This window comes from Quadrisphaera sp. INWT6 (assembly GCF_015390235.1).
In the GTDB taxonomy this organism is placed as follows: Bacteria; Actinomycetota; Actinomycetes; order Actinomycetales; family Quadrisphaeraceae; genus Quadrisphaera.
Map to the genome: position 1 here is coordinate 147,377 of NZ_VUOH01000002.1, position 19,464 is coordinate 166,840.

Genomic DNA, 19,464 nt, shown 5'->3' on the forward strand with positions numbered 1-19,464 from the left:
CGCCTCAGCCCCTGCGCCGCGGGGAGACGACGCGGATGACGGCGGAGTCGTCAGCCTCGGCCAGGCCGTGGGCCTCGCCGAGCAGGAACAGCTGCTCGGCGGCGGCCGCGACGGGGGTGGCCAGGTGGGCGCGGCGCGCGGCGTCGCCGACGATCCCGAGGTCCTTCACGAAGATGTCGAGCCGGCTCAGCACCTCGGCGCCGCCCTCGTCGTGGGCCTGGAGCATGCGCGGGCCGCGGTTGCCGAGCATGAACGAGCCGGCCGCACCGGCGTCCAGCGCCTCGAGGGTGCGCTCCCTGTCGAGCCCGAGGGCGTCGGCGAGGGCCAGCGCCTCCGCGGCCGCGGCGATGTGCACGCCGCACAGCAGCTGGTTGACGGTCTTGAGCGCCTGGCCGTCGCCGGGGGCGTCTCCCACCACGGTCAGGGTGGAGGCGAGCAGGTCGAGCACGGGGGCGGCGGTCTCGCGGGCGCGCGGGGTGGCCCCGACGACGACGAGCAGGTCGCCGGCGCCCGCGCGCGCCGGCCCCCCGGACAGGGGCGCGTCGACCAGGTCGACGTCGAGGTCCGCCAGGCGCGCGGCCAGCTCGGCGATGCCGTCGGTGCCGACGGTGCTGGTCAGGACGACGGCGGAGCCCGCCTCGAGGTGCTCGGCGATGCCGGGGACGGCGGCGGCGCCGTCCTCCCCGCTGGCGGGCGAGCCGAACAGCAGCGCGTCGAGCTGCGCGGCGTTGCGGACCGCCACGAGCACGACCTGCGCGCCGGTGACGGCCTCGGCGGCGCTGGTGGTGGTCTGGACGCCGGCCTGCGCGGCCAGCTCCAGGCGCGCGGGGGCGATGTCGAAGCCGCGCACGGGCAGGCCGGTGGCCAGGCGCGTGGCCATCGGCAGACCCATGGCGCCCAGGCCGATGACGGCCGTCGTCGGCGTGGTGGCGGGGGTGGGCGGGGTGCTGGTGCTCATCGTCGAGTCCTCCGGGTGTGGGTGAGCAGGGCCGGAGGGTGGCGGACGCCCATGATCACGAGGCTTCGACCGTGATCATGGGCGTCCGCCACCCCGGCGAGGGGTGTCGGGTGGGTCAGGGCGTCGCGGAGAGGGTGCGCACCACGGCGAGCAGGGAGGCGTCGTCGCCGACGTTGCCGGCGAAGACCACGTACGGGACGCCCGCGGCGGGCCCCTCGACGGGCTCCCACAGCGACACGAGCCCCGGGAGCAGCGGCCCGCGGACCACCGCGCGCCGGATCCCGAGGCCGTACCGGGCGACGTCGCTGGACGTGATGCCGCCCTTGGCCACCACGAAGCGCGGCGCGGTGCGGGCGACCACGCCCTGCACCACCTCGACGACCGCGCGCGAGACGGCGACCGCGATGTCGAGGCTCGCGGCGGCGTCGCCGCCGGTGGTGAGCACCCGCGAGGTGCTGACCACGACGTCGCCGGCGGCCAGCGCGGCGACCAGGCGGTCGACGACGGCGGCCAGGTGCTGCTCGCGCCGGTCGGCGTCGAGCACGGCGGCGACCTCGACCTCGACCTGGTCGGCCAGGCGGTGCCCCCCGCGCAGCTGCTCGAGCTGGCGGGTGGTGAGCCCGACGTGGGAGCCGACGACGACGAGCCCGCCGCGCGCGTCACCGGTGGGCACCTCCTCGCGGGTGAGCGGGGCGCGCTCCTCCATGCCCACGCGGGCCCGCACGAACGGCGGCCCCACCCGGTGCAGGAAGCGCTGGCCCTCACCGGCGAGGAGCTCCTCGGCGAGCGCGAGCACGCGCAGGTCGCGCTCGTCGGCGGCGTCGACCACGACGACGCGGCCGTCGCGGGCCCCGCGCAGCACGGCGGCGGCGGCCTCGGGGCCCCGGCGCAGGTCGGCCAGGGTGAGGGCGAGCACGTCCTCGCGTGCGACCGGGGCGGGACCGCCTGACGGGGCGCTCTTCTCGGCGACCCAGTCGCGCAGGTCGGAGGAGGTGAAGCCGAAGGTGGCGTCGCGGGCGAACTCGGTCTCCCCCACCGGCGTGCAGGTGCCACCGGTGCACCAGTGGTGGACGGCGCCCACGGTGATGCGGCCGGCGTCGGGGAAGGCGGGGACGAGGAGCACGGCGTCGGGGACGGGCTCGCCGAGCTCGCGCAGGGTGGCCGTGATGGTGTCGGTCTCGAGGGGGAAGTGCCCGCGCAGCGTGCTGTCGCCGCGGGAGACGAAGCCGACGTCGACGCCGAGCCGGCGGGCGGCGGCCACCCCGGCGGTGACGACCTCGCGGTTGGTGCGGGCGGCGTCGTCGGGGCCGAGAGCCCGGGTGTTGGTGAGCACGTAGACGCAGGGAGCGCCCTGCTGGAGGCCCCAGGCGAGGTCGTCCTCGGCCCAGCTCGTGAGCACGGGCACGCCGTGCACGGACTGGGTGCCGGTGGGGTCGTCGTCGAGGACGACGAGCACGCGGCCCGAGGCGGCGACGCGCTCGGCGACGGCTGCGGCCTCGACCGGGTGCGGCGCGGGGAGCCCGTCGAGCAGGTCGCCGAGGGTCACGGCGCGAGGGTCGGTGGCAGACATCCAGATCAACTCCCTTGTCATCTGATGTCTGATGTCTAACAGGAGAGGTCACCCGGTGGCAAGTCCACCTGGGCCCCTCTCGCCCCGCCGCCGTCAGACGGCGGTGCCCACCAGCGTGCCGATGCCGTAGGTCACGGCCATGGCGACAGCACCGCCGGCCACGGTGCGCAGCACGGCGCGCGACACCGCGGCCCCGCCGAGCCTCGCGCTGACGGCTCCGGTGAGCACCAGCGCCAGCAGGACGGCGACGACGGTGGCCACCACCTGCGTGTGCGGCGGCGACAGCAGCGCCGCCAGCAGCGGCAGCAGCGCCCCCAGCGTGAACGACAGCACCGACGCCCACGCCGCCTGCCAGGGCTTCGCCACCTCGTCGGGGTCGAGGTTCAGCTCGGCCTCGGCGTGCGCGCGCAGCGCGTCCCTCTCGGTCAGCGCCACGGCCACCTGGCGGGCCAGGTCGGCGGGGATCCCCTTGGCGGCGTAGATCGCCGCCAGCTCGTCGAGCTCGGCCTCGGGGGTCTCGGCGAGCTCGCGGCGCTCCAGGTCGAGCAGCGCCGACTGCGTGTCCTTCTGGGTGCTGACCGAGACGTACTCCCCCACCGCCATCGACAGGGCCCCGGCCACGAGGCCGGCGGTGCCCGCGGTGAAGAGCACGCCGCGGTCGGTGGTGGCGCCGAGGACGCCGAGGACGATGCCGGCGGTCGAGACGATGCCGTCGTTGGCGCCGAGCACCCCGGCCCGCAGCCAGTTGAGCCGGTCGCCGACGCCGCGGTGGAGGGCCGGTTCGAGCGTGGTGGCAGCGGGCGCGTCGTGGGTCACGGCGTCGAGTGTGCCGACGGCCCTGGAGCCGCAGCTGCTCAGGCGGGCCTTCCGAAGAGGAGCCTCACCTCACAGCACCCGGGCGGGTCAGACCTCCAGGCGGGCGCCCATGACCACGGTGCGGGTGGCCGGCAGGTCGAAGGCACGGGCGGCGTCGGTGGTCAGCCGCGAGGTGGCGGTGAACAGCCCGCGCTGCCACCGGGGCATGTCGAGCCCGGGGGCGCCGTCGCCGTCGCCGTCGTCGTCCCCCCCGGCGCGCCGCAGGTCGAGGGTGGAGAGGAACCAGGAGGCGCCGTCGAGGTCGAGGGCGAGCTCGTCGCGCGCCGACAGCGCTGCGAGCGCGTCGGGCACGTCGGTGCGCTGCAGGTAGCCGAAGCGCAGCTCGACCAGCAGCAGGTCGCCGGCCGGGCTGGCGCCGTCGACCAGCGGGCGGCGCTCGACGAGGCGGGCGACCTCGTCCAGCGGCACCTGGGGGACGTCGGCGGTCTCGACGGAGACCACCACCACCCGGGAGTGCAGGGCGTGGAGGTGCTCGACGGTGGCGCGCATCGCCAGCGGCGCGGTGGCGTCGCTGCCGGCCGAGCCCCGGTTGAGGTAGACGGCCGTGCCGGGGACGAGCGCGAGCGCCGGGTCGGCGGTGGCGACGCCGTCCAGCAGCGCGTGCAGGGGGCCCTCCTGGCGCCGCCGCAGCGCGGTGACGCCGCGGCGGCCGCGGTGCCAGGTGGTCATCACGGTGAACAGCGCCGTGCCGATGACCAGGGGCACCCAGGCGCCGTGGGCCAGCTTGGTGAGGTTCGCGGCGAGGAAGAGCAGCATGAACAGCCCCATGCCGGTGCCGCCCCCGACGACCACCCACCGGGGCCAGCTCCACTGGTGCGCGGCGACGACGGTGATGATCGTCGTGGTGATGAGGATGGTGCCGGTCACGGCCATGCCGAACGCGAAGGCCAGGGCCGCCGACGACTCGAAGGCGAGCACCAGGACGACGACGGCCAGCATCAGCGCCCAGTTGACCCACGGCACGTAGACCTGCCCGATGGTGTGGGCGGAGGTGTGCACGATGCGCAGCCGGGGCAGGTAGCCGAGCTGCACCGCCTGGCGGACCACCGAGAACGCCCCGGTGATGACGGCCTGGGAGGCGATGACGGTGGCGGCGGTGGCGAGGAGCACCAGCGGCAGCAGGGCCCACGAGGGCACCGAGAGGAAGAAGGGCGCGCGCACGGGACCGTCGGCGGACAGGTCGCCGAGCAGCAGGGCCCCCTGCCCCGCGTACGACAGCACCAGCGACGGGTACACCAGGAAGAGCCAGGCGCGGGAGACGGCGGGACGCCCGAAGTGGCCGAGGTCGGCGTACAGCGCCTCGGCGCCCGTCACCGACAGCACCACCGCGGCGAGGGCGAAGAACGCGGTGCCCGGCTCGGCGACGAAGAAGCCGACGGCGTAGGTGGGCGACAGCGCCCGCAGCACCGACGGCTCTCCCACCACCTGCACGAGGCCCGCGACGCCGATCGTGGTGAACCACAGCGCCATCACCGGCCCGAAGGCCGCACCGACCTTCGCGGTGCCGAAGCGCTGCACGGCGAAGAGCACCACGATGATCACGACGGTGATGGGGACGACGAAGGGCGCGAACCCCGGGCTGACCTGCTCGAGGCCCTCCACGGCGGACAGCACCGAGATGGCCGGGGTGATCATGCTGTCGGACAGGAACAGCGCTGCCCCCGCGATGCCCGCGGCCGCGAGAGCGGCCACCACCCGGGGCGACAGGCGGCGCCCGTCGCGGCCGCGGCGGCCCAGGAGGGTGATCAGCGACATGATGCCGCCCTCGCCGTCGTTGTCGGCGCGCAGCACCACGCCGACGTAGAGCACCGTGACCACGAGCGTCACCGACCAGAAGATCAGCGAGACCAGGCCCAGCAGGTTGTCCGCCGTGAGCGGCACGGGGTGGGGGTCGTCAGGGCTGAACAGCGTCTGGATGGTGTAGATCGGGCTCGTCCCGATGTCGCCGAAGACGACGCCGAGGGCGCCCAGCAGCAGGGCGCTCCGCGCCGGGCTCGTCACGGGGAGCAGTGTGGATCTCGGGTGGGACGACCGCACGCCGTCCGGACGAGGTCCAGACGGCGTGCGGTGACGAGGTCGGTCGGGGCGGAGGCGTCAGAGGCGGAAGGCCGCCACCGACTCCCGCAGCTCCCGCGCCGTGCCGGCCAGCTCCTCAGCGGTCCGCGTCGACTCCGCAGCGCTCTCAGTCGTGCGCGCCGAGGCGCCCGCGACACCGGAGATGTTCGTGCTGATCTCCTGCGCCCCAGAGGACACCTCCGTGACCGAGCGCACCATCTCCGCCGTCGTGGCCGACTGCTGCTCCACCGCCGAGGCGACCGTGGCCTGCAGCGCGTCGATCTGCCCGATGACCGCGCTGATCTGCTCGATCGCCGACCGGGCGTCGGTGGCGTCGGCCTGGGCGGTCTGCACCCGGGCCACGATCTCGTCGGTGGCCCGCGCGGTCTGGCCCGCGAGGTCCTTGACCTCACCGGCGACGACGGCGAAGCCCTTGCCCGCCTCACCGGCACGGGCGGCCTCGATCGTGGCGTTCAGCGCCAGCAGGTTCGTCTGCTCCGCGATCGAGGTGATCAGCTTGACGACGTCACCGATCTCCCGGGAGGAGACCCCGAGGCGCTCCAGGGTCGCGCTGGCCTGCTCGGCCGTCGCGACGGCGGCGGCCGCCGTCTGCGAGGCGGTCGCGGTGGAGGAGGCGATCTCCCCGATCGCGGCGGTCATCTCCTCGCCGGCGGCGGCGATCGTCGACATGGAGGCCGAGATCTCCTCGCTCGCCCCCGCGACCACGCCGGCCTGGGCGGAGGACTCCTGGGCCCCCGCCGACAGCTCGCTCGAGACCGACGTCAGCCGCTCGGAGGTCTGCGCCAGGTCGGTGGCCCGCCCGGTGATCTGCTGCACGACGCCGGCGAGGTTGGCGATGGAGGCGTCGGTGGCGACGGCGAGCTGGCCGACCTCGTCCTTGCTGGTGATGCCGGTGCGCTGGTCCAGGCGGCCCTCGGCCAGGCCGCGGACCACCACGAGGACCTCGCGCAGCGGGCCGGCGATGCTGCGGGTCAGCGCGACGGCGAGGGCGATGGCCACCGCCAGGGCCAGCGCCGCGACCACGGACATGGTCAGCAGGGCGCTGCGGAACGCCGCAGCACCGGCGGCCGCGGCGGCCGCCCCCGCGGCGTCCTCGGCCTCGACGAGCGCGTCCAGGCTGCTGGACATCTCCTTCGTCAGCGGACTCAGCTGCTCCTCCCGGTAGGCGACGAAGGCGTCCATGTCGCCGCCCTGCGCCACGGTGAAGAGCTGCGTGCGAGCGGTCCGCCACGCACCGAGGGCCGCCCACGCGTCGTCGCGGACGGCGGCCGGGACGCCGGAGTCGACGGCCGCGTAGCTCGCCCAGTCAGCTTCCAGGTCGGCCTCGTGCTCGGTGTTGTCCTCCAGCGCCGTCGTCAGCGACTCGGGGTCGTACATGCCGAGCTGGGAGCGGGTGGTGTCCTGGCGCAGGCGCATGACGTCCACGCGGACGTCGGCCAGGCGGGCCGTGCCGGTCGCGACCCCGGCGTGCATGTCCACGAGCCGCTCCTGCGACTGCCGCAGGCGCAGGGCTCCCACGCCGAGGACCACGAGCAGGAGGAGGCAGACGACCGCGAAGGCGGCTGCCAGCCTCGTGGACACCTTGAGGTCGCGCACAGCTGAGAGCACCGGGTACTCCTCGTTCGGGGGACAGGCTTCAGGCCTCCATCGACCGGTCCTCCGCGGGGCTTGAGGTCCGTCAGCGGGTCGCGGGTGGACCGCCTCCGGGTACTGTGCGGCCGACCTCGGGGCAGGAGCAGCTGTGACGACGCCGACGACGACACCGACGACCGCGCCCACGACCATGCCCGCGGAGTGGGAGCCCCACGCCCGCACGTGGATGGCCTTCCCCCCGCCGAACGCCACCTTCGGCGAGGTCGGGGGGCCCGACCTCGCCCGCGCCCGCGCCGCGTGGAGCCGCATCGCGGGTGCGGTGGTGGCGCACGAGCCGCTGACGGTGCTGGTGCGGCCCGAGGACGTCGGCGCCGCGCGCGAGCTGCTCGACCCGCGGGTGCACCTCGAGCCGGTCGGGCTCGACGACGCCTGGATGCGCGACTCCGGCCCCACCTTCGTCCGCTCCCCCGAGGCGGGCGACGCGGGCAGCCCGGGCGGCCCCGGCGGTGCCGTGCGCGCGGTGGACTGGACCTTCAACGGCTGGGGCGCCCAGAGCTGGGCGGCGTGGGAGCAGGACGCGCTCGTCGCCCGCCGCGTGGCGGAGCTGGCCGGGGTGCCGGTGGCGTCGTCGTCGCTCGTGCAGGAGGGCGGCGGCTTCCACGTGGACGGCCAGGGCACGGTGCTGCTCACCGACACCGTGCAGCTGGACCCCCACCGCAACCCCGGGTGGACCCGCGAGCAGGTCGAGGCCGAGGTGCACGCCCACCTGGGCACCTCGAAGGCCATCTGGCTGCCCCGGGGCCTCACCGCCGACTACGGGGAGTTCGGCACCCGCGGGCACGTCGACATCGTCGCCGCGTTCACCGCTCCCGGCCGGGTGCTCGTGCACACCCAGACCGATCCCGGCCACCCCGACCACGCGGTCTCCGCCGAGGTGCTCGAGCTGCTGCGCAGCGCCACCGACGCCCGCGGTCGCCGCCTGGAGGTCACCGAGCTCCGCGCCCCGACCACCACGGAGGTCGACGGCGAGCTGGTCGACTTCTCCTACGTCAACCACTACGTGCTGAACGGCGCCGTGGTGCTGTGCGGCTTCGCCGACGAGCGCGACGACGCCGCGGCCGCCGCGCTGGCCAGCGCCTACCCGGGCCGCGAGGTGGTGCTCGTCGACGCGCGCGACGTCTTCGCCTTCGGCGGCGGCATCCACTGCACCACCCAGCAGCAGCCCGTCTGAGGCGCTGCGGCCGTCCGAGTGGCGGTCCGCGGCGGGTGCTGGCACGGTCAGCCGGTCGGGAGACGCACCGCTGAGGCGGTGGTTGCGCGGCACTGACTCAGGAAGCGGGTCGTCACCGGAGACGCCACCTGCCCTGGAGGACCACCCCGCACCAGGAACACCCCCGGCGATGACGCCGCCCCCGCCCGACCAGGGGTCAGGTGCCCGAGCAGACCCGGCCAGACCCGTGTGCTGCCCGCCCGCCCCGCCTCCACCCGCCCGCCCCGTCGACGACGGCCCGGGCGCCGTGCCAGCGCGCCCGCACCCCGCCGGCGCGCCCTCCACGCACCCCAGAACGAGGAGCACCTCCATGTCCGACCCCGTCCGCGGCACCCGCCCGCTCGGCGAGCCCGCCACCCCCGTCCGCGGCACCCGCCCCCTCGACGAGCCCGCCACCCCCGTCCGCGGCACCCGCCCCCTCGACGAGACCTCCCCCCTCCGGCCGTCGGCGGGCGCCACGGCCCCCGCGTCCTCGGCTCCCGGCAGCCCGCCCAGCACCACCCAGACCGCCCGCGACCAGGCCTCCTCCGTCGCCTCGGACGCCGGCGACGCCGGCAGGCACGTGGCCGGGGTCGCCAAGGAGCAGGCCGCCGACGTGGTCGGCGAGGCCCGTCGCCAGGCCAGCGACCTGCTGCACCAGGGGCGCAGCCAGCTCCGGGAGCAGTCCACCGCCGGTCAGCAGCGCGCCGCCTCCGGCCTGAGCTCGCTCGCCAGCGAGCTCAAGGACCTCGCCGAGGGCAAGGGCGGCAGCGGCATCGCCACCGACCTCGCGCACCAGGCCTCCCGCCGCGTCGACGCCGTCGGCAGCTGGCTCGGCGAGCGCGAGCCCGCCGACGTCCTGCGCGAGGTGGAGGGCTTCGCCCGCCGCCGTCCCGTGGCCTTCCTGGCGATCGCCGCCGGGGTCGGCCTCGTCGCCGGCCGGCTCACCCGCGGCCTGTCGGCCGCCGCCCACGACGGGCCCGACGCCGCCTCCGGTGGGGGCACCCCCGGCGCCCAGGCAGCCCCCGTGGTCCCGCCCGTCGTCCCGCCCGTCGCGGACCCCCTCACGGAGCCGGTCGTCGAGCCGGTCGTCGAGCCGGGAGCCGGCTGGACCGCCCCCGGCACCGCTGCGGCTCCGGCCGTGGACGAGCGGGCGTGGGACGGGCCGCTGCGATGAGCCACGCCGTCGGCGACGACGCCCGCGCCGGGGCGCCCCCGACCGCGACGGGTGAGCCCTCCAACCTGGGTGACCTCTTCTCGAGGGTGACCTCCGACCTGTCCACCCTGGTCCGCCAGGAGATCGCCCTGGCCAAGGCCGAGGCGACCCAGTCGGCCACCCGCGCCGGCAAGGGCGCTGGGCTGCTGGCCGGAGCGGGGGTCTCGGGCCACTTCGTCCTCCTGTTCCTCTCGGTCGCCCTGTGGTGGGGCCTGGGGAACGTCATCGGCCGCGGCTGGTCCGCCCTCGTCGTGGCGGTCGTGTGGGCCGTCATCGCGGCGGTGCTCGCCTCGGTCGGCCGCAAGGAGCTCAAGACCGTCCAGGGCCTGCCGGCCACCACCAGCACGCTCCAGCAAGTGCCCAGCGCCCTGAAGGGCCGTGAAGAGGAGAACCACCGATGAGCACCGACCCCGCCCAGCTCCGCGCCGAGATCGACGCCACCCGCGCGCGGATGAGCGACGACGTCAACGCCCTGACCGACTACGCCGCCCCGGCCAACGTCGCGCAGCGCCAGAAGGAGAAGGTCCGCGGCGCCGTCGGCAGCGCCGTCGGTGGCGTGCGCGACAAGGTGATGGGCACCGCCTCGAGCACGACGGGTGCCGCCTCCGGCGCCGTCTCCGGTGCCGCCTCGACCGTGGGCGACGCCGTCCACGGCGCTCCGGGCGCCGTCAAGGAGCAGACGCGCGGCAACCCGCTGGCCGCGGGGCTGGTGGCCCTGGGCGTCGGCTGGCTCGTCGGGTCGCTGCTGCCCGCGAGCACGAAGGAGGCCCAGGCGGCGACCGCGGTGAAGGAGCACGCGTCCACCGTGACCGCGCCCCTGGCCGACGCCGCGAAGGAGGCGGCGTCGAACCTGCGGGAGCCCGCGGCGCAGGCGGCGCAGTCCGTGAAGGAGACGGCGACCGACGCCGCCGCCACCGTCAAGGACGAGGGGACCTCCGCCGCGCAGGACGTGCGCGGCAGCGCCGCGGACGCGAAGGACGCCGTGCAGGACAGCCGCTCCTGAGTCCGGCCCGCCGCCCCGCCCGACGCGGCGGGGCGGCGGCCCCGGCGAGCTCGACGCGGCCTGCCGCGGGCGGATCGACCGGAACCGCGACGAGGCGGTGGGGTCGTGCACGAGGCGCGCCGTGCGGGTCAGCCCTTGACGGCGCCCGCCGTCAGACCCGCCACGATCTGCCGGTTGAAGAAGATGTACATGACCAGCGGCGGGATCGTGATGAGCAGGATGTTCATGAAGAGCAGGTTGAAGCTGGTGTTGAACTGGCTCTGGAAGTTGAAGAGGGTCAGCTGCACCGTGGCGTTCTGCTCTCCCGGCAGGAAGTAGAGCGGGTTCACGAAGTCGTTGAAGACCGCCACCGACTGCACCACGATCACCGTCACCACCACCGAGCGCAGCAGGGGCAGGACCACCCGGAAGAACAACCGGACGGGCCCGGCACCGTCGATGATCGCCGCCTCGTCGATCTCCCGCGGGATCGAGGAGATGAAGGCCCGGAAGAGCAGGATCGAGAAGGACAGGCCGAAGGCGACCTCCACCAGGATGAGTCCGGGCATGGTGCCGAACAGGCCGATCCCCTGCAGGACCCAGATCGTCGGGACGACCGCCGGGGGCACGATCAGCCCGGCCAGCACGAGGAAGTTGATCAGCCCGGTCCAGCGCGTGACCCGGCGCTGGAGCACGAAGGCCACCATCGCCCCGAGCACCACCATCCCGGCGACCGAGGCCACCGTGAGGATCGTCGAGTTGATGAAGGCGATGATGAGGATGTAGTCGCGCGTGGCCAGGACGTCGAGGAAGTTCTGGACGAACTGCGGGTTCTCCGGCCAGGTGAAGGTGAGGCGCGACGCGTCGGTGGCGTCCTTGCCGGCCTGCAGCACGATGAACGCGAACGGCACGAGGAAGACGACGACGCTCGCGAGGATCGCGACGGCGCCGGCCCAGCGCCGGGTGGCGGGGCGCATCACATCGCCACCTCCTTCTTGGCCAGCCAGCGCGTCAGCGGGATGACGATGGCGGTGACGACGATGAACAGCAGGACGTTGCCGGCCGTGGACAGGCCGTAGAAGCCCGCCTGGTACTGCTTGTAGATCACCGAGGCGATGACGTCCGAGGTGAACCCCGGGCCGCCACGGGTCATGGCCCAGATCAGGTCGAACGAGCGCAGTCCGCCGATGAGGCTGAGCGTGACCACGGTGGAGGTCGCCGGCCAGGACAGCGGCAGCGTGATGCTGCGGAACTGCTGCCAGGGCGAGGCGCCGTCGACGGCGGCCGCCTCGGTGTACTCCGGCGGGATCGACACGATGCCCGCGATGTAGATGACCGTGGCCAGGCCGACGCCTTTCCAGACGTCGACCAGCGCGACCGAGAGCAGGGCCAGCTGCGGGTCGGTCAGCCACCCCGGACCGGCGATCCCCACCAGCTCCAGCACCTGGTTGATCAGGCCCCGGGAGGGGTTCATCAGCGCGGTGAAGGTGATGCCGACGCCCACGGTGGAGACCAGGACCGGGAAGAACACCACCGAGCGCAGGTAGGCGCGCCCCGTGATCTGGCTCGCGAGCAGCACGCCCAGGCCCATGCCGAGCACGACCTTCAGCCCCGAGGTCACGACGGCGTAGATGATCGTGTTGGTGAAGCCCTTGACCAGGGCGGGCTCGCGGAAGAACTGGAAGAAGTTCTCCAGGCCGATGAACTCCGAGCTGGAGAAGTTCCACCGGGTCAGGCTGAAGTAGAACGAGACGATCGTCGGGACGATGAAGATGCTCAGGTAGACGACCGCCGCGGGGAGGTAGAACCAGCCCGGGTACGGGGTTCCCTTGCGTGAGCGCCGCGGCGCTCGGCTCGTCTGCGGCGGCGAGGCCGGGGTCGGCGGCAGGCCCGTCGTGGTGCTCGCCACGGTTCCTCCGTTGGTCGAGGTCGGTCATCGGGTGGAGCGGGCCCTGACCGGGGCGGAGCGTCCGCCCCGGTCAGGGCCGGTGGGTCACCAGCCTTCGAGGCCGAGCTGCTGGGCCTGCTTCTCGACGTCCTGGTCGTAGAGGGCGGCACCCTCGGCGGCGGTGCTGATGCCGGATCCCACCTGCACGGTGATCTGCTCCAGGCTGGGCCCCTTGACCGCGGAGAGGAACTCCAGGGCCGGGCTCTGCTTGTCGTCCTCGAAGTAGGCGTTGACGTCCTGGGTCAGGGCGGTCACGTCAGAAGGCAGCTCGCAACCGGTGACCAGGTAGGGACCGGTGGGCGGGCTGGCGGAGGTCTGGGCCTCGCAGCCCTCCGGGCTGGCGATGAAGGCGGCGAACTTCTTCGCGGCCTCCAGCTCGGCGCCCGTCGTGCTCGTGGGGATGTAGGCGCCGTTGGGGTACCAGGCGGTCAGTCCGTTGGTCGCGGCGTCGTCACCGGGGAGGGCGAAGAAGCCGACGTTGTCGGTGTCGCCGCCGGCGGCGGTCTCCAGCCCGCCAGCCGCGACGGCGGACAGCATCGGGTACTGGGCACCGGTGCCGTCAGCGACCATGCGCAGACCGTCCGCCAGCGTCGCAGAGGCGAAGTCGCTGTTCGTCAGGCCGAGGTCGTGGACCTGCTGGAGGTGCTCGAAACCCTTGATGGCAGCGGGGTCGGTGGCGTACTTGGCCTTGTTCGCGGTGTAGTCGTCGGCGAAGCTCGGCTCTGCGGCAGCGACGTTGTGGAAGTCACCCAGGACGAACAGCTGGGAGGTCCAGGTCTCTCCGTAGGTCTGGACGACCGGGGCGACACCGTCACCGGAGTCCTTGATCTTCTGGCTGTTGGCGATGAACTCGTCCCAGGTGGTGGGGACGCTGAGGCCGAGCTCGGCGTAGACGTCCTTGTTGTAGACCACGCCGCCGCCGAAGGCGGTGCCGATCGGGACCCCGTAGAGCTCGTCTCCGACGGAGACGTTGGGCTTGAAGGCGTCGGAGACATCACCTGCGAAGCTCTCGCTCGTCAGCGGGACGAGGTTCTTCGCGGGGTCGATCTGCTGGAACAGCGACCCGGAGTTGTAGGAGAAGATGTCCGCCATCGAGCCGGTCGACAGGCGGGTCTTGATGAGGTTGTCGCCCTCGGTGCCCGCGGGGCGGGTCTCGAGCTCGACGGTGATGTCCGGGTTGGCGGCGTGGAAGGCGTCGGCCATGGCCTGGGCGGGCTTGACGGAGGAGTCCGCGGGGTCGACGAGGAAGTTGATCGTCGTGCCCTCGGCGTCCCCGTCGGAGGAGCCCAGGCTGCCGGCGCTGCACGCCGACAGGGACAGCGGCAGGGCCACGAGGGCCGCCACCGCGGTGGTCGTCTTGCGCTTGCGGGAGCTGTGCACAGCGGTCTCCTCGTCGAGATGGCTCACCGCGCGGGTGAGTCGGCCGGGCTGTATGAGTCGTTTCATTCGCGCCGTAGCGAAGAACCTGCGCCCTGCGAGGACTATGCCTGAAACGTCTCAATGAGACAAGCACCGCGCCCGAGAGCGTTGCCGATCCGAGATCTCCCGATCCTGGACGCCCCCTGCTGAGCGTCCCTCAGGACGACTCGCGCACCACCAGCTCGGGCGTGAACAGCCGCGGGGTCGTCACCTCTGGAGCAGCTGCCACCTCGTTGAGCAGCAGCTCGACCGCGGCGCGGCCCAGCTGCTCGCGCGGCTGCCTCACCGAGGTCAGCGGCACCGCGGCCGTCCCGGCGTAGGTGATGTCGTCGTACCCGACGATGGCGAGCTCGTGCGGCACCCGGACCCCTCGGCGCAGGCACTCGTTGAGCACTCCGAGGGCCAGCAGGTCGTTGGCGCAGAACACCGCCGTGGGCCGCTCCCCCGGCCCCGTCCACGTGGCGAAGAGCTGGGCCGCAGCCCGGCTGCCAGCTCGCACGTCGAGGTCGTCGAAGCTCAGGCTGTGCGCCCTCGTCCCGGGGTGGCGGTCGACCTCCTCGGTGAAGCCCCGCTCGCGGTCGCGGACCTGGCGCAGCTCGTGGGGACCGCCGACGTAGACGAGCGACCGGTGCCCTCGGGCCAGCAGGTGCTCGGCAGCGAGCCTCCCGCCCTCGACGTCGTCCACCGCGACGGAGGGGGTGCTGAGCGTCGCCGCCGTGCCGTCGACGACGACCACCGGGGTCCCGGCGCGCTCCAGCTCCTCGGCCGCCTCGGGGAGGTCGTCGCGGATCGGGGAGAAGAGCACCCCCATCACCTGCTGGGCCTTGAGGCGCGTGAGGTGGCGTCCCTCCCGGTCGACGCTGCCCCCGCTGTTGGACACCACGACCAGGGCGCCGACCTCGTCAGCGGCCTCCTCCACACCGGCGATGACATCGGCGAAGAAGGGGTTGGCCACGTCGACGACGACCAGGGCGATGGTGCGGCTGGTGCCGGCGCGCAGCTGCCGGGCCGACTCGTTGCGGACGTAGCCGAGCCGCTCGATGGTGGCCTCGACCAGCTCCCGGCGCGCCGGGCTGACCAGCTCCGGACGGTTCAGGACGTTGCTGACCGTGCCCACCGAGACGCCTGCAGCCCTCGCCACGTCCTTGATGCCCACCACAGGGGCACCGTAGTCAGCCCCCAGCCGCGCGCCGCCCCCTCACCCGGACGCCGGCGCGTCAGGTGGCCACCGCCTCCGGGCCGCGCGCGTCCTCGGCGTCGACCGCGCGGGGCTGTCGAGCCACCCAGAGCAGACCGACCAGGCCAGCACCGAGGTTGAGCGCGACCAGCACGGCGAACAGCCCGCGCGGCGACGCCTCCGCGAGGGCCGGGGTGACCAGGGCGAAGGCGGCCGTCAGCGCGCGGGTGACGAAGATGGCCACGCCCTGCCCGGTGGCGCGCACCGCGGTGGGGAACAGCTCCTGGCTCCACACCTTGAAGATCGACTCCCCCGCGAGCCCCCCGCCGAAGGCCGCCAGCAGCGCGGCGGTGAAGACGGTGGCGAAGGTGACCCCGAGCACCACGGGCACCACGAAGCCGCCGGCCAGCAGCAGGGAACCGACGACGAAGCCCGTCATGCGCGAGGGCCGGCCCGAGATCCGCATGAAGAGCAGGTTGGCCGCGAGCCCGACGACGGTGCCCACGAGCCCGGCACCGGTGGCCGCCCGGGGGCTGACGTCGGCGACGTTGACGAACAGGTACGTGCCCAGCTGCCCCAGGGTGTTCGCCGAGAGGTTGTTGAGCGTGTAGAAGAGCGTCACGGCCGCCAGCGGCACGGAGTGCGCGGCGAGGGCCCTCAGCCCCGGGCGTCGCGTCGTCGTCCTCGTCGCAGCCGCGCTGCTGACGCGGGTCCAGGCCGACGACTCCGGCAGCGTCCGCCGCAGCACCCACACCACGAGGGTGATGACGGCGACCTGCGCGAACAGGATCCGCCCGCCCAGCTCGCCGAGGCCCGAGACGGCGAAGCCGACCAGCTGGGACCCCACGATCCCGCCGATCCACATCACCTGGGAGAAGGCGACGAGGCGGCTGCGCTGCTCGGGCGGTGACTCCTCGGCGATCAGCGCCAGCGACACCGGGATGTCGGCGCCCAGCGCCAGTCCGGTGACCGCCGCTCCCGCGTACAGCACGCCGACGCCCGGGGCGAGGGTGAGCAGGAGCAGCCCGGCGACGAGCACCAGCAGGTCGACGGAGAAGACGCGCTTGCGTCCGAAGCGGTCGCCCAGACGACCGCCGACCAGCGCCCCGACGGCGAGCCCCAGGGTGAGGATCGCCGACAGCGCCCCGATGTCCCACGCGTCCAGGCCGAGGGCGTCCTGGTAGAGGACGAAGGCCGTCCCCGCGGCGATGATCGTGGCGGCGTCGATGTAGGAGGCCGCGCCGCCGAGCACGGCGACCTTCCACGGCGGGCGCGCACCGGTCCGTCCTGCGCCCGCCGCGGCCGGGGCGCTCACCGGCCGCCTCCCGCGCCGCCTCCCCCGGCGGCGGCCGCCGTCGCCAGAGCCCTCTCGACGGCCTGGAGCAGCGGCGTGCCGGAGGGCACGCTGCCGGGAGCGGACGCGGACAGCGCCATGGTCCGCACGCTGCGCTCGAGCAGCGGCGCGATGCGCCGTGCGGCCTCGCCGTCGTCGTGCCCGACGCCGGCGTCGACCAGGGCCGGGGCCACCGCGTCCCAGGCGCGGGCGTCGTCCAGCAGCGCGCGCACCGGCGAGTCGAGGCCGACCGGGGCTCCGGTGTCCCCGAAGGCCGCGGCGACGGGCAGGGAGAAGGAGTGCTCACCGCTGCCGACGCTGACCGGCTCGCTGCCGTCGGGGAGCTGGACGACGGCGCGAGCGCCCGGCGGGACGACGACGTCGAGGTGCCAGGTCCCCCCGTCAGCGCCGTCGACGGACCAGGCGACGTCGGCGCGGCCGTACGGGGTGTCGTGCCACGCGGAGGCGCTCGTCAGCCCGCCACCGGGGCGAGGGGCGACGACGAGCTCGCGGTAACCCGCCGACCGCGGGTCCGTCGAGGGCGCGAGACCGACCAGGGTGCGGTGCATCCAGTCGGCCACCGCGCCCAGGGCGTAGTGGTTGAACGAGGTCATCTCGCCGGGGTTGATGGTGCCGTCGGGCAGCATCGAGTCCCAGCGCTCCCACACCGTCGTCGCGCCCATGGTCACCGGGTACAGCCAGCTGGGCACCCGTCGCTGCAGCAGCAGGCGGTGGGCGACGTCGACGTGGCCGGTGAGCGTGAGCGCGTCGGTCACCAGCGGCGTGCCGACGAAGCCGGTGCTGATGCGGAACCCCGAGGTCCGCACCAGGTCGGCCAGCCGGTCACCGGCGTGCTGGCGGGACCCCTCGGGCAGGAGGTCCCAGCAGATCGCGACGGCGTAGACGGTCGGGCAGTCCGACAGCACGCGGCCGGCACCGGTCACGTACTCCGCGACGAAGGCGTCGCGCACGCGGCGGGCGACGTCGTCCCAGTGGGCCGCGTCGTCGTCGCGTCCCAGCACCCGGGCGGTGCGGGCGAGGAGGTCAGCTCCGCGTGCGAGGTGGGCGGTGGCGATGACGTCGGGGTCGGCCTGGGCCGCCGCGGCGTCCTCCGGGGGCGCGGTGGGGTCGAGCCAGTCACCGAACTGGAACCCGCCGGACCACAGCAGGTCCTCCCCGGCCTCGCGCAGCAGGCGCTCGACCCAGGCGACCATGCTCGGCCACTGGCGCTCCAGCACCGCGGTGTCGCCGGTGCGCTCGAAGACCACCCAGGGGATGACCACGCCAGCGTCGCCCCACGCCGCTGCCGGCACCGGTGCGCCGTCGGAGCCGAAGACGCCGGGACCGGACAGGACGTCGGGGACGACGAACGGCACCGCGCCGTCGACCTGGTCGGCGGCGACGTCCTTGAGCCAGCTGGTCCAGAACCCCCCCGAGCGCGTGAGGAAGGACGCGGTGGGGCTGAAGACCTGCGCGTCGCCGGTCCAGCCGAGGCGCTCGTCGCGCTGGGGGCAGTCGGTGGGCACGTCGACGGCGTTGCCCTGCCAGCCGCGCAGCACGTTGGCGTGCAGCTGGTCGAGCAGCGGCTCGGAGGAGGAGAAGCCTCCGGCCAGCTCCAGGTCGGAGGTGATGACGACGCCCTCGACGTCGCCGGCGGTCAGCCCGGCGAGCCAGGCGGGTCCGGAGACCTCCGCGTAGCGGAAGCCGTGGAAGGTGAAGCGCGGCTCGAGCACCTGCTCGCCCGCCTGGTCGGCCGACGAGGAGCCCGCCAGGTCGTAGGTGTCGAGGCACTTCGCGGTGCGCAGGGGGCGCACGCCCAGCGCGCCGTGCTCGAGCACCTCGGCCTGCCGCACGACCACGCGGTCGCCGTCCTGGGGGCCGAGCTCGGGGCGCACGCGGACCCGCAGGTGGCCGACGACGTTCTCCCCGAGGTCGAGGCGGACGGTGGTCTGACCCGGGTCAGCCCCGACGCCGGGCGCGTCGAGCACCTCGACGGCCACCGGGCGGACGGTCCGGACAGCGCGGACAGGAGCGGAGTCCGCGGCGACCAGGTCGGCGTCGGGCAGGCCGAGCTCGGTGACCGCGTCCCAGCCGGCGTCGTCGAAGCCGGCGCTGAGCCAGGCCTCGTCGCGCCGGCGGAGGTCGACGTGCTCACCGTCGTAGAGGTCGTCGTCGAGCACCTCGCTGGGCGACCAGCGCCAGGAGGAGTCGGTGATGACGCGCTCGGAGGTGCCGTCGTCGTAGGTGAGCTCGAGCTGGGCGAGCAGCGCGCGCTGGGTGCCGTAGAGCGCGCGGCGCCCGCCCCAGGCCAGTCGTCCGCGCCACCAGCCGTTGCCGAGGAGCGCCCCCAGGGCGTTGTCACCCTCGACCAGCAGGTCCGTGACGTCGTGGGTGCGGTAGCGCAGGCGGGAGCGGTACGCGGTCCACCCCGGGGCGAGGAGCTCGTCGCCCACGCGGCGCCCGTTCAGGTGCGCCTCCACCAGCCCCTGCGCGGTCAGGTGCAGGCGGGCGCTGCGCAGCCCCGGCCGCACGGTGAACCCGCGGCGCAGACGCGGGGCGGGCGAGGCCACGGGAGCACCGGGCTCGCCGGCGGGGTCGGCGGTCACGAGGACGGCGGTCCAGTCGCGACGCTCGAGGAGCCCCGCCTCGACCGGCTCGGGCTCGGACCACTCGGAGGTGGAGCCGTCGGCGCCGGTGGCGCGGACCTGCACCAGCCTGCGCTGACCGCTCGTGAGGGGGGTGAAGGGCCAGGCGACGAGCACCTGCTCCGCGGAGACGACGGGAGCGGCGGTCTCGACGACCTCACCCCCGGCGTCGAGCAGGCGGACCTCGTAGCGCTCCTGCACCCAGTCGCGGGGGCCGGGAGCCACCTGCCACGACAGGCGCGGCGCGGCCTCGCCGATCCCCAGCCCCCCACCGGCCCGCTGGTGCTCGACCCGGACAGAGACGACTCGCACCTGCGTCGACATCGACGGATCTCCTCGCGGTATGAAACGTTTCACCACACTGTAGCAGGGCACTCGGGCGCCGTCACCCTCCCGCGGGGCCCGCCCCGGCGGGGCGCCAG

Annotated in this window: 15 protein-coding genes; 4 read left to right on the forward strand and 11 right to left on the reverse strand. The window is 74.3% G+C overall.

What is annotated here, in order from left to right; translation table 11 throughout:
* Nucleotides 1–4: 4 nt before the first annotated feature.
* From F1641_RS05615 to F1641_RS05635, 5 genes are all read right to left on the reverse strand, one after another.
* Nucleotides 5–958, reverse strand: a complete 954-nt coding sequence (locus F1641_RS05615) for an NAD(P)-dependent oxidoreductase (protein ID WP_194903514.1) — start codon at nucleotides 956–958, stop codon at nucleotides 5–7.
* A 115-nt stretch (nucleotides 959–1,073) separates the two neighbouring features.
* Nucleotides 1,074–2,504, reverse strand: coding sequence for a four-carbon acid sugar kinase family protein (locus F1641_RS05620; protein WP_206690667.1), 1,431 nt, complete (start codon nucleotides 2,502–2,504; stop codon nucleotides 1,074–1,076).
* A 117-nt stretch (nucleotides 2,505–2,621) separates the two neighbouring features.
* On the reverse strand, nucleotides 2,622–3,344 hold the full coding sequence (locus tag F1641_RS05625; protein ID WP_194903516.1) for a VIT family protein: 723 nt from the start codon (nucleotides 3,342–3,344) through the stop codon (nucleotides 2,622–2,624).
* A gap of 87 nt (nucleotides 3,345–3,431) precedes the next feature.
* Nucleotides 3,432–5,405 carry a KUP/HAK/KT family potassium transporter gene (locus F1641_RS05630; protein ID WP_219729502.1) on the reverse strand — a complete coding sequence of 658 codons (1,974 nt, stop codon included), beginning with the start codon at nucleotides 5,403–5,405 and terminating at the stop codon, nucleotides 3,432–3,434.
* A gap of 93 nt (nucleotides 5,406–5,498) precedes the next feature.
* Nucleotides 5,499–7,088, reverse strand: coding sequence for a methyl-accepting chemotaxis protein (locus tag F1641_RS05635; protein WP_309225414.1), 1,590 nt, complete (start codon nucleotides 7,086–7,088; stop codon nucleotides 5,499–5,501).
* Nucleotides 7,089–7,263: 175 nt separating this feature from the next.
* Between F1641_RS05635 and F1641_RS05640 the strand changes: the two genes are divergently transcribed.
* The 4 genes from F1641_RS05640 (at nucleotide 7,264) to F1641_RS05655 (ending at nucleotide 10,541) form a co-directional block, all read left to right on the forward strand.
* Nucleotides 7,264–8,304: an agmatine deiminase family protein gene (locus F1641_RS05640; protein WP_194904837.1), complete on the forward strand. Its 1,041-nt coding sequence runs from the start codon at nucleotides 7,264–7,266 to the stop codon at nucleotides 8,302–8,304.
* 349 nt (nucleotides 8,305–8,653) lie between these two features.
* On the forward strand, nucleotides 8,654–9,499 hold the full coding sequence (locus tag F1641_RS05645; protein ID WP_194903519.1) for a hypothetical protein: 846 nt from the start codon (nucleotides 8,654–8,656) through the stop codon (nucleotides 9,497–9,499).
* On the forward strand, nucleotides 9,496–9,939 hold the full coding sequence (locus F1641_RS05650) for a phage holin family protein (RefSeq protein WP_194903520.1): 444 nt from the start codon (nucleotides 9,496–9,498) through the stop codon (nucleotides 9,937–9,939). The genes F1641_RS05645 and F1641_RS05650 overlap by 4 nt, the downstream gene beginning before the upstream one ends.
* Nucleotides 9,936–10,541, forward strand: a complete 606-nt coding sequence (locus F1641_RS05655; protein WP_194903521.1) for a DUF3618 domain-containing protein — start codon at nucleotides 9,936–9,938, stop codon at nucleotides 10,539–10,541. Before F1641_RS05650 ends, F1641_RS05655 begins: the two co-directional genes overlap by 4 nt.
* Before the next feature lie 128 nt (nucleotides 10,542–10,669).
* Here the strand turns inward: F1641_RS05655 and F1641_RS05660 are convergent, their stop codons facing one another.
* The 6 genes from F1641_RS05660 to F1641_RS05685 all read right to left on the reverse strand — a co-directional run bounded on the left by F1641_RS05660 (nucleotide 10,670) and on the right by F1641_RS05685 (nucleotide 19,366).
* A complete protein-coding gene (locus F1641_RS05660) occupies nucleotides 10,670–11,497 on the reverse strand; it encodes a carbohydrate ABC transporter permease (protein WP_194903522.1) in 828 nt (275 codons plus the stop codon).
* Nucleotides 11,497–12,429: a sugar ABC transporter permease gene (locus tag F1641_RS05665; RefSeq protein ID WP_309225416.1), complete on the reverse strand. Its 933-nt coding sequence runs from the start codon at nucleotides 12,427–12,429 to the stop codon at nucleotides 11,497–11,499. Before F1641_RS05665 ends, F1641_RS05660 begins: the two co-directional genes overlap by 1 nt.
* A gap of 84 nt (nucleotides 12,430–12,513) precedes the next feature.
* Nucleotides 12,514–13,848: an ABC transporter substrate-binding protein gene (locus tag F1641_RS05670; RefSeq protein ID WP_309225417.1), complete on the reverse strand. Its 1,335-nt coding sequence runs from the start codon at nucleotides 13,846–13,848 to the stop codon at nucleotides 12,514–12,516.
* Between the two features lie 196 nt (nucleotides 13,849–14,044).
* Nucleotides 14,045–15,046 carry a LacI family DNA-binding transcriptional regulator gene (locus tag F1641_RS05675; protein WP_194903524.1) on the reverse strand — a complete coding sequence of 334 codons (1,002 nt, stop codon included), beginning with the start codon at nucleotides 15,044–15,046 and terminating at the stop codon, nucleotides 14,045–14,047.
* Nucleotides 15,047–15,104: 58 nt separating this feature from the next.
* Nucleotides 15,105–16,379 (reverse strand): MFS transporter, encoded by a 1,275-nt coding sequence (locus F1641_RS05680; protein ID WP_194903525.1) that lies wholly within the window; start codon nucleotides 16,377–16,379, stop codon nucleotides 15,105–15,107.
* Nucleotides 16,376–19,366, reverse strand: a complete 2,991-nt coding sequence (locus tag F1641_RS05685; RefSeq protein ID WP_194903526.1) for an alpha-L-rhamnosidase — start codon at nucleotides 19,364–19,366, stop codon at nucleotides 16,376–16,378. The genes F1641_RS05680 and F1641_RS05685 overlap by 4 nt, the downstream gene beginning before the upstream one ends.
* Between the last annotated feature and the right edge of the window lie 98 nt (nucleotides 19,367–19,464).

Coding starts and splice junctions, on each gene's coding strand:
- F1641_RS05615 (WP_194903514.1), bottom strand. CDS start 958: ATGAGCACCAGCACCCCGCCCACCCCCGCCACCACGCCGACGACGGCC.
- F1641_RS05640 (WP_194904837.1), top strand. CDS start 7,264: ATGCCCGCGGAGTGGGAGCCCCACGCCCGCACGTGGATGGCCTTCCCC.
- F1641_RS05645 (WP_194903519.1), top strand. CDS start 8,654: ATGTCCGACCCCGTCCGCGGCACCCGCCCGCTCGGCGAGCCCGCCACC.
- F1641_RS05650 (WP_194903520.1), top strand. CDS start 9,496: ATGAGCCACGCCGTCGGCGACGACGCCCGCGCCGGGGCGCCCCCGACC.
- F1641_RS05655 (WP_194903521.1), top strand. CDS start 9,936: ATGAGCACCGACCCCGCCCAGCTCCGCGCCGAGATCGACGCCACCCGC.
- F1641_RS05660 (WP_194903522.1), bottom strand. CDS start 11,497: ATGCGCCCCGCCACCCGGCGCTGGGCCGGCGCCGTCGCGATCCTCGCG.
- F1641_RS05685 (WP_194903526.1), bottom strand. CDS start 19,366: ATGTCGACGCAGGTGCGAGTCGTCTCTGTCCGGGTCGAGCACCAGCGG.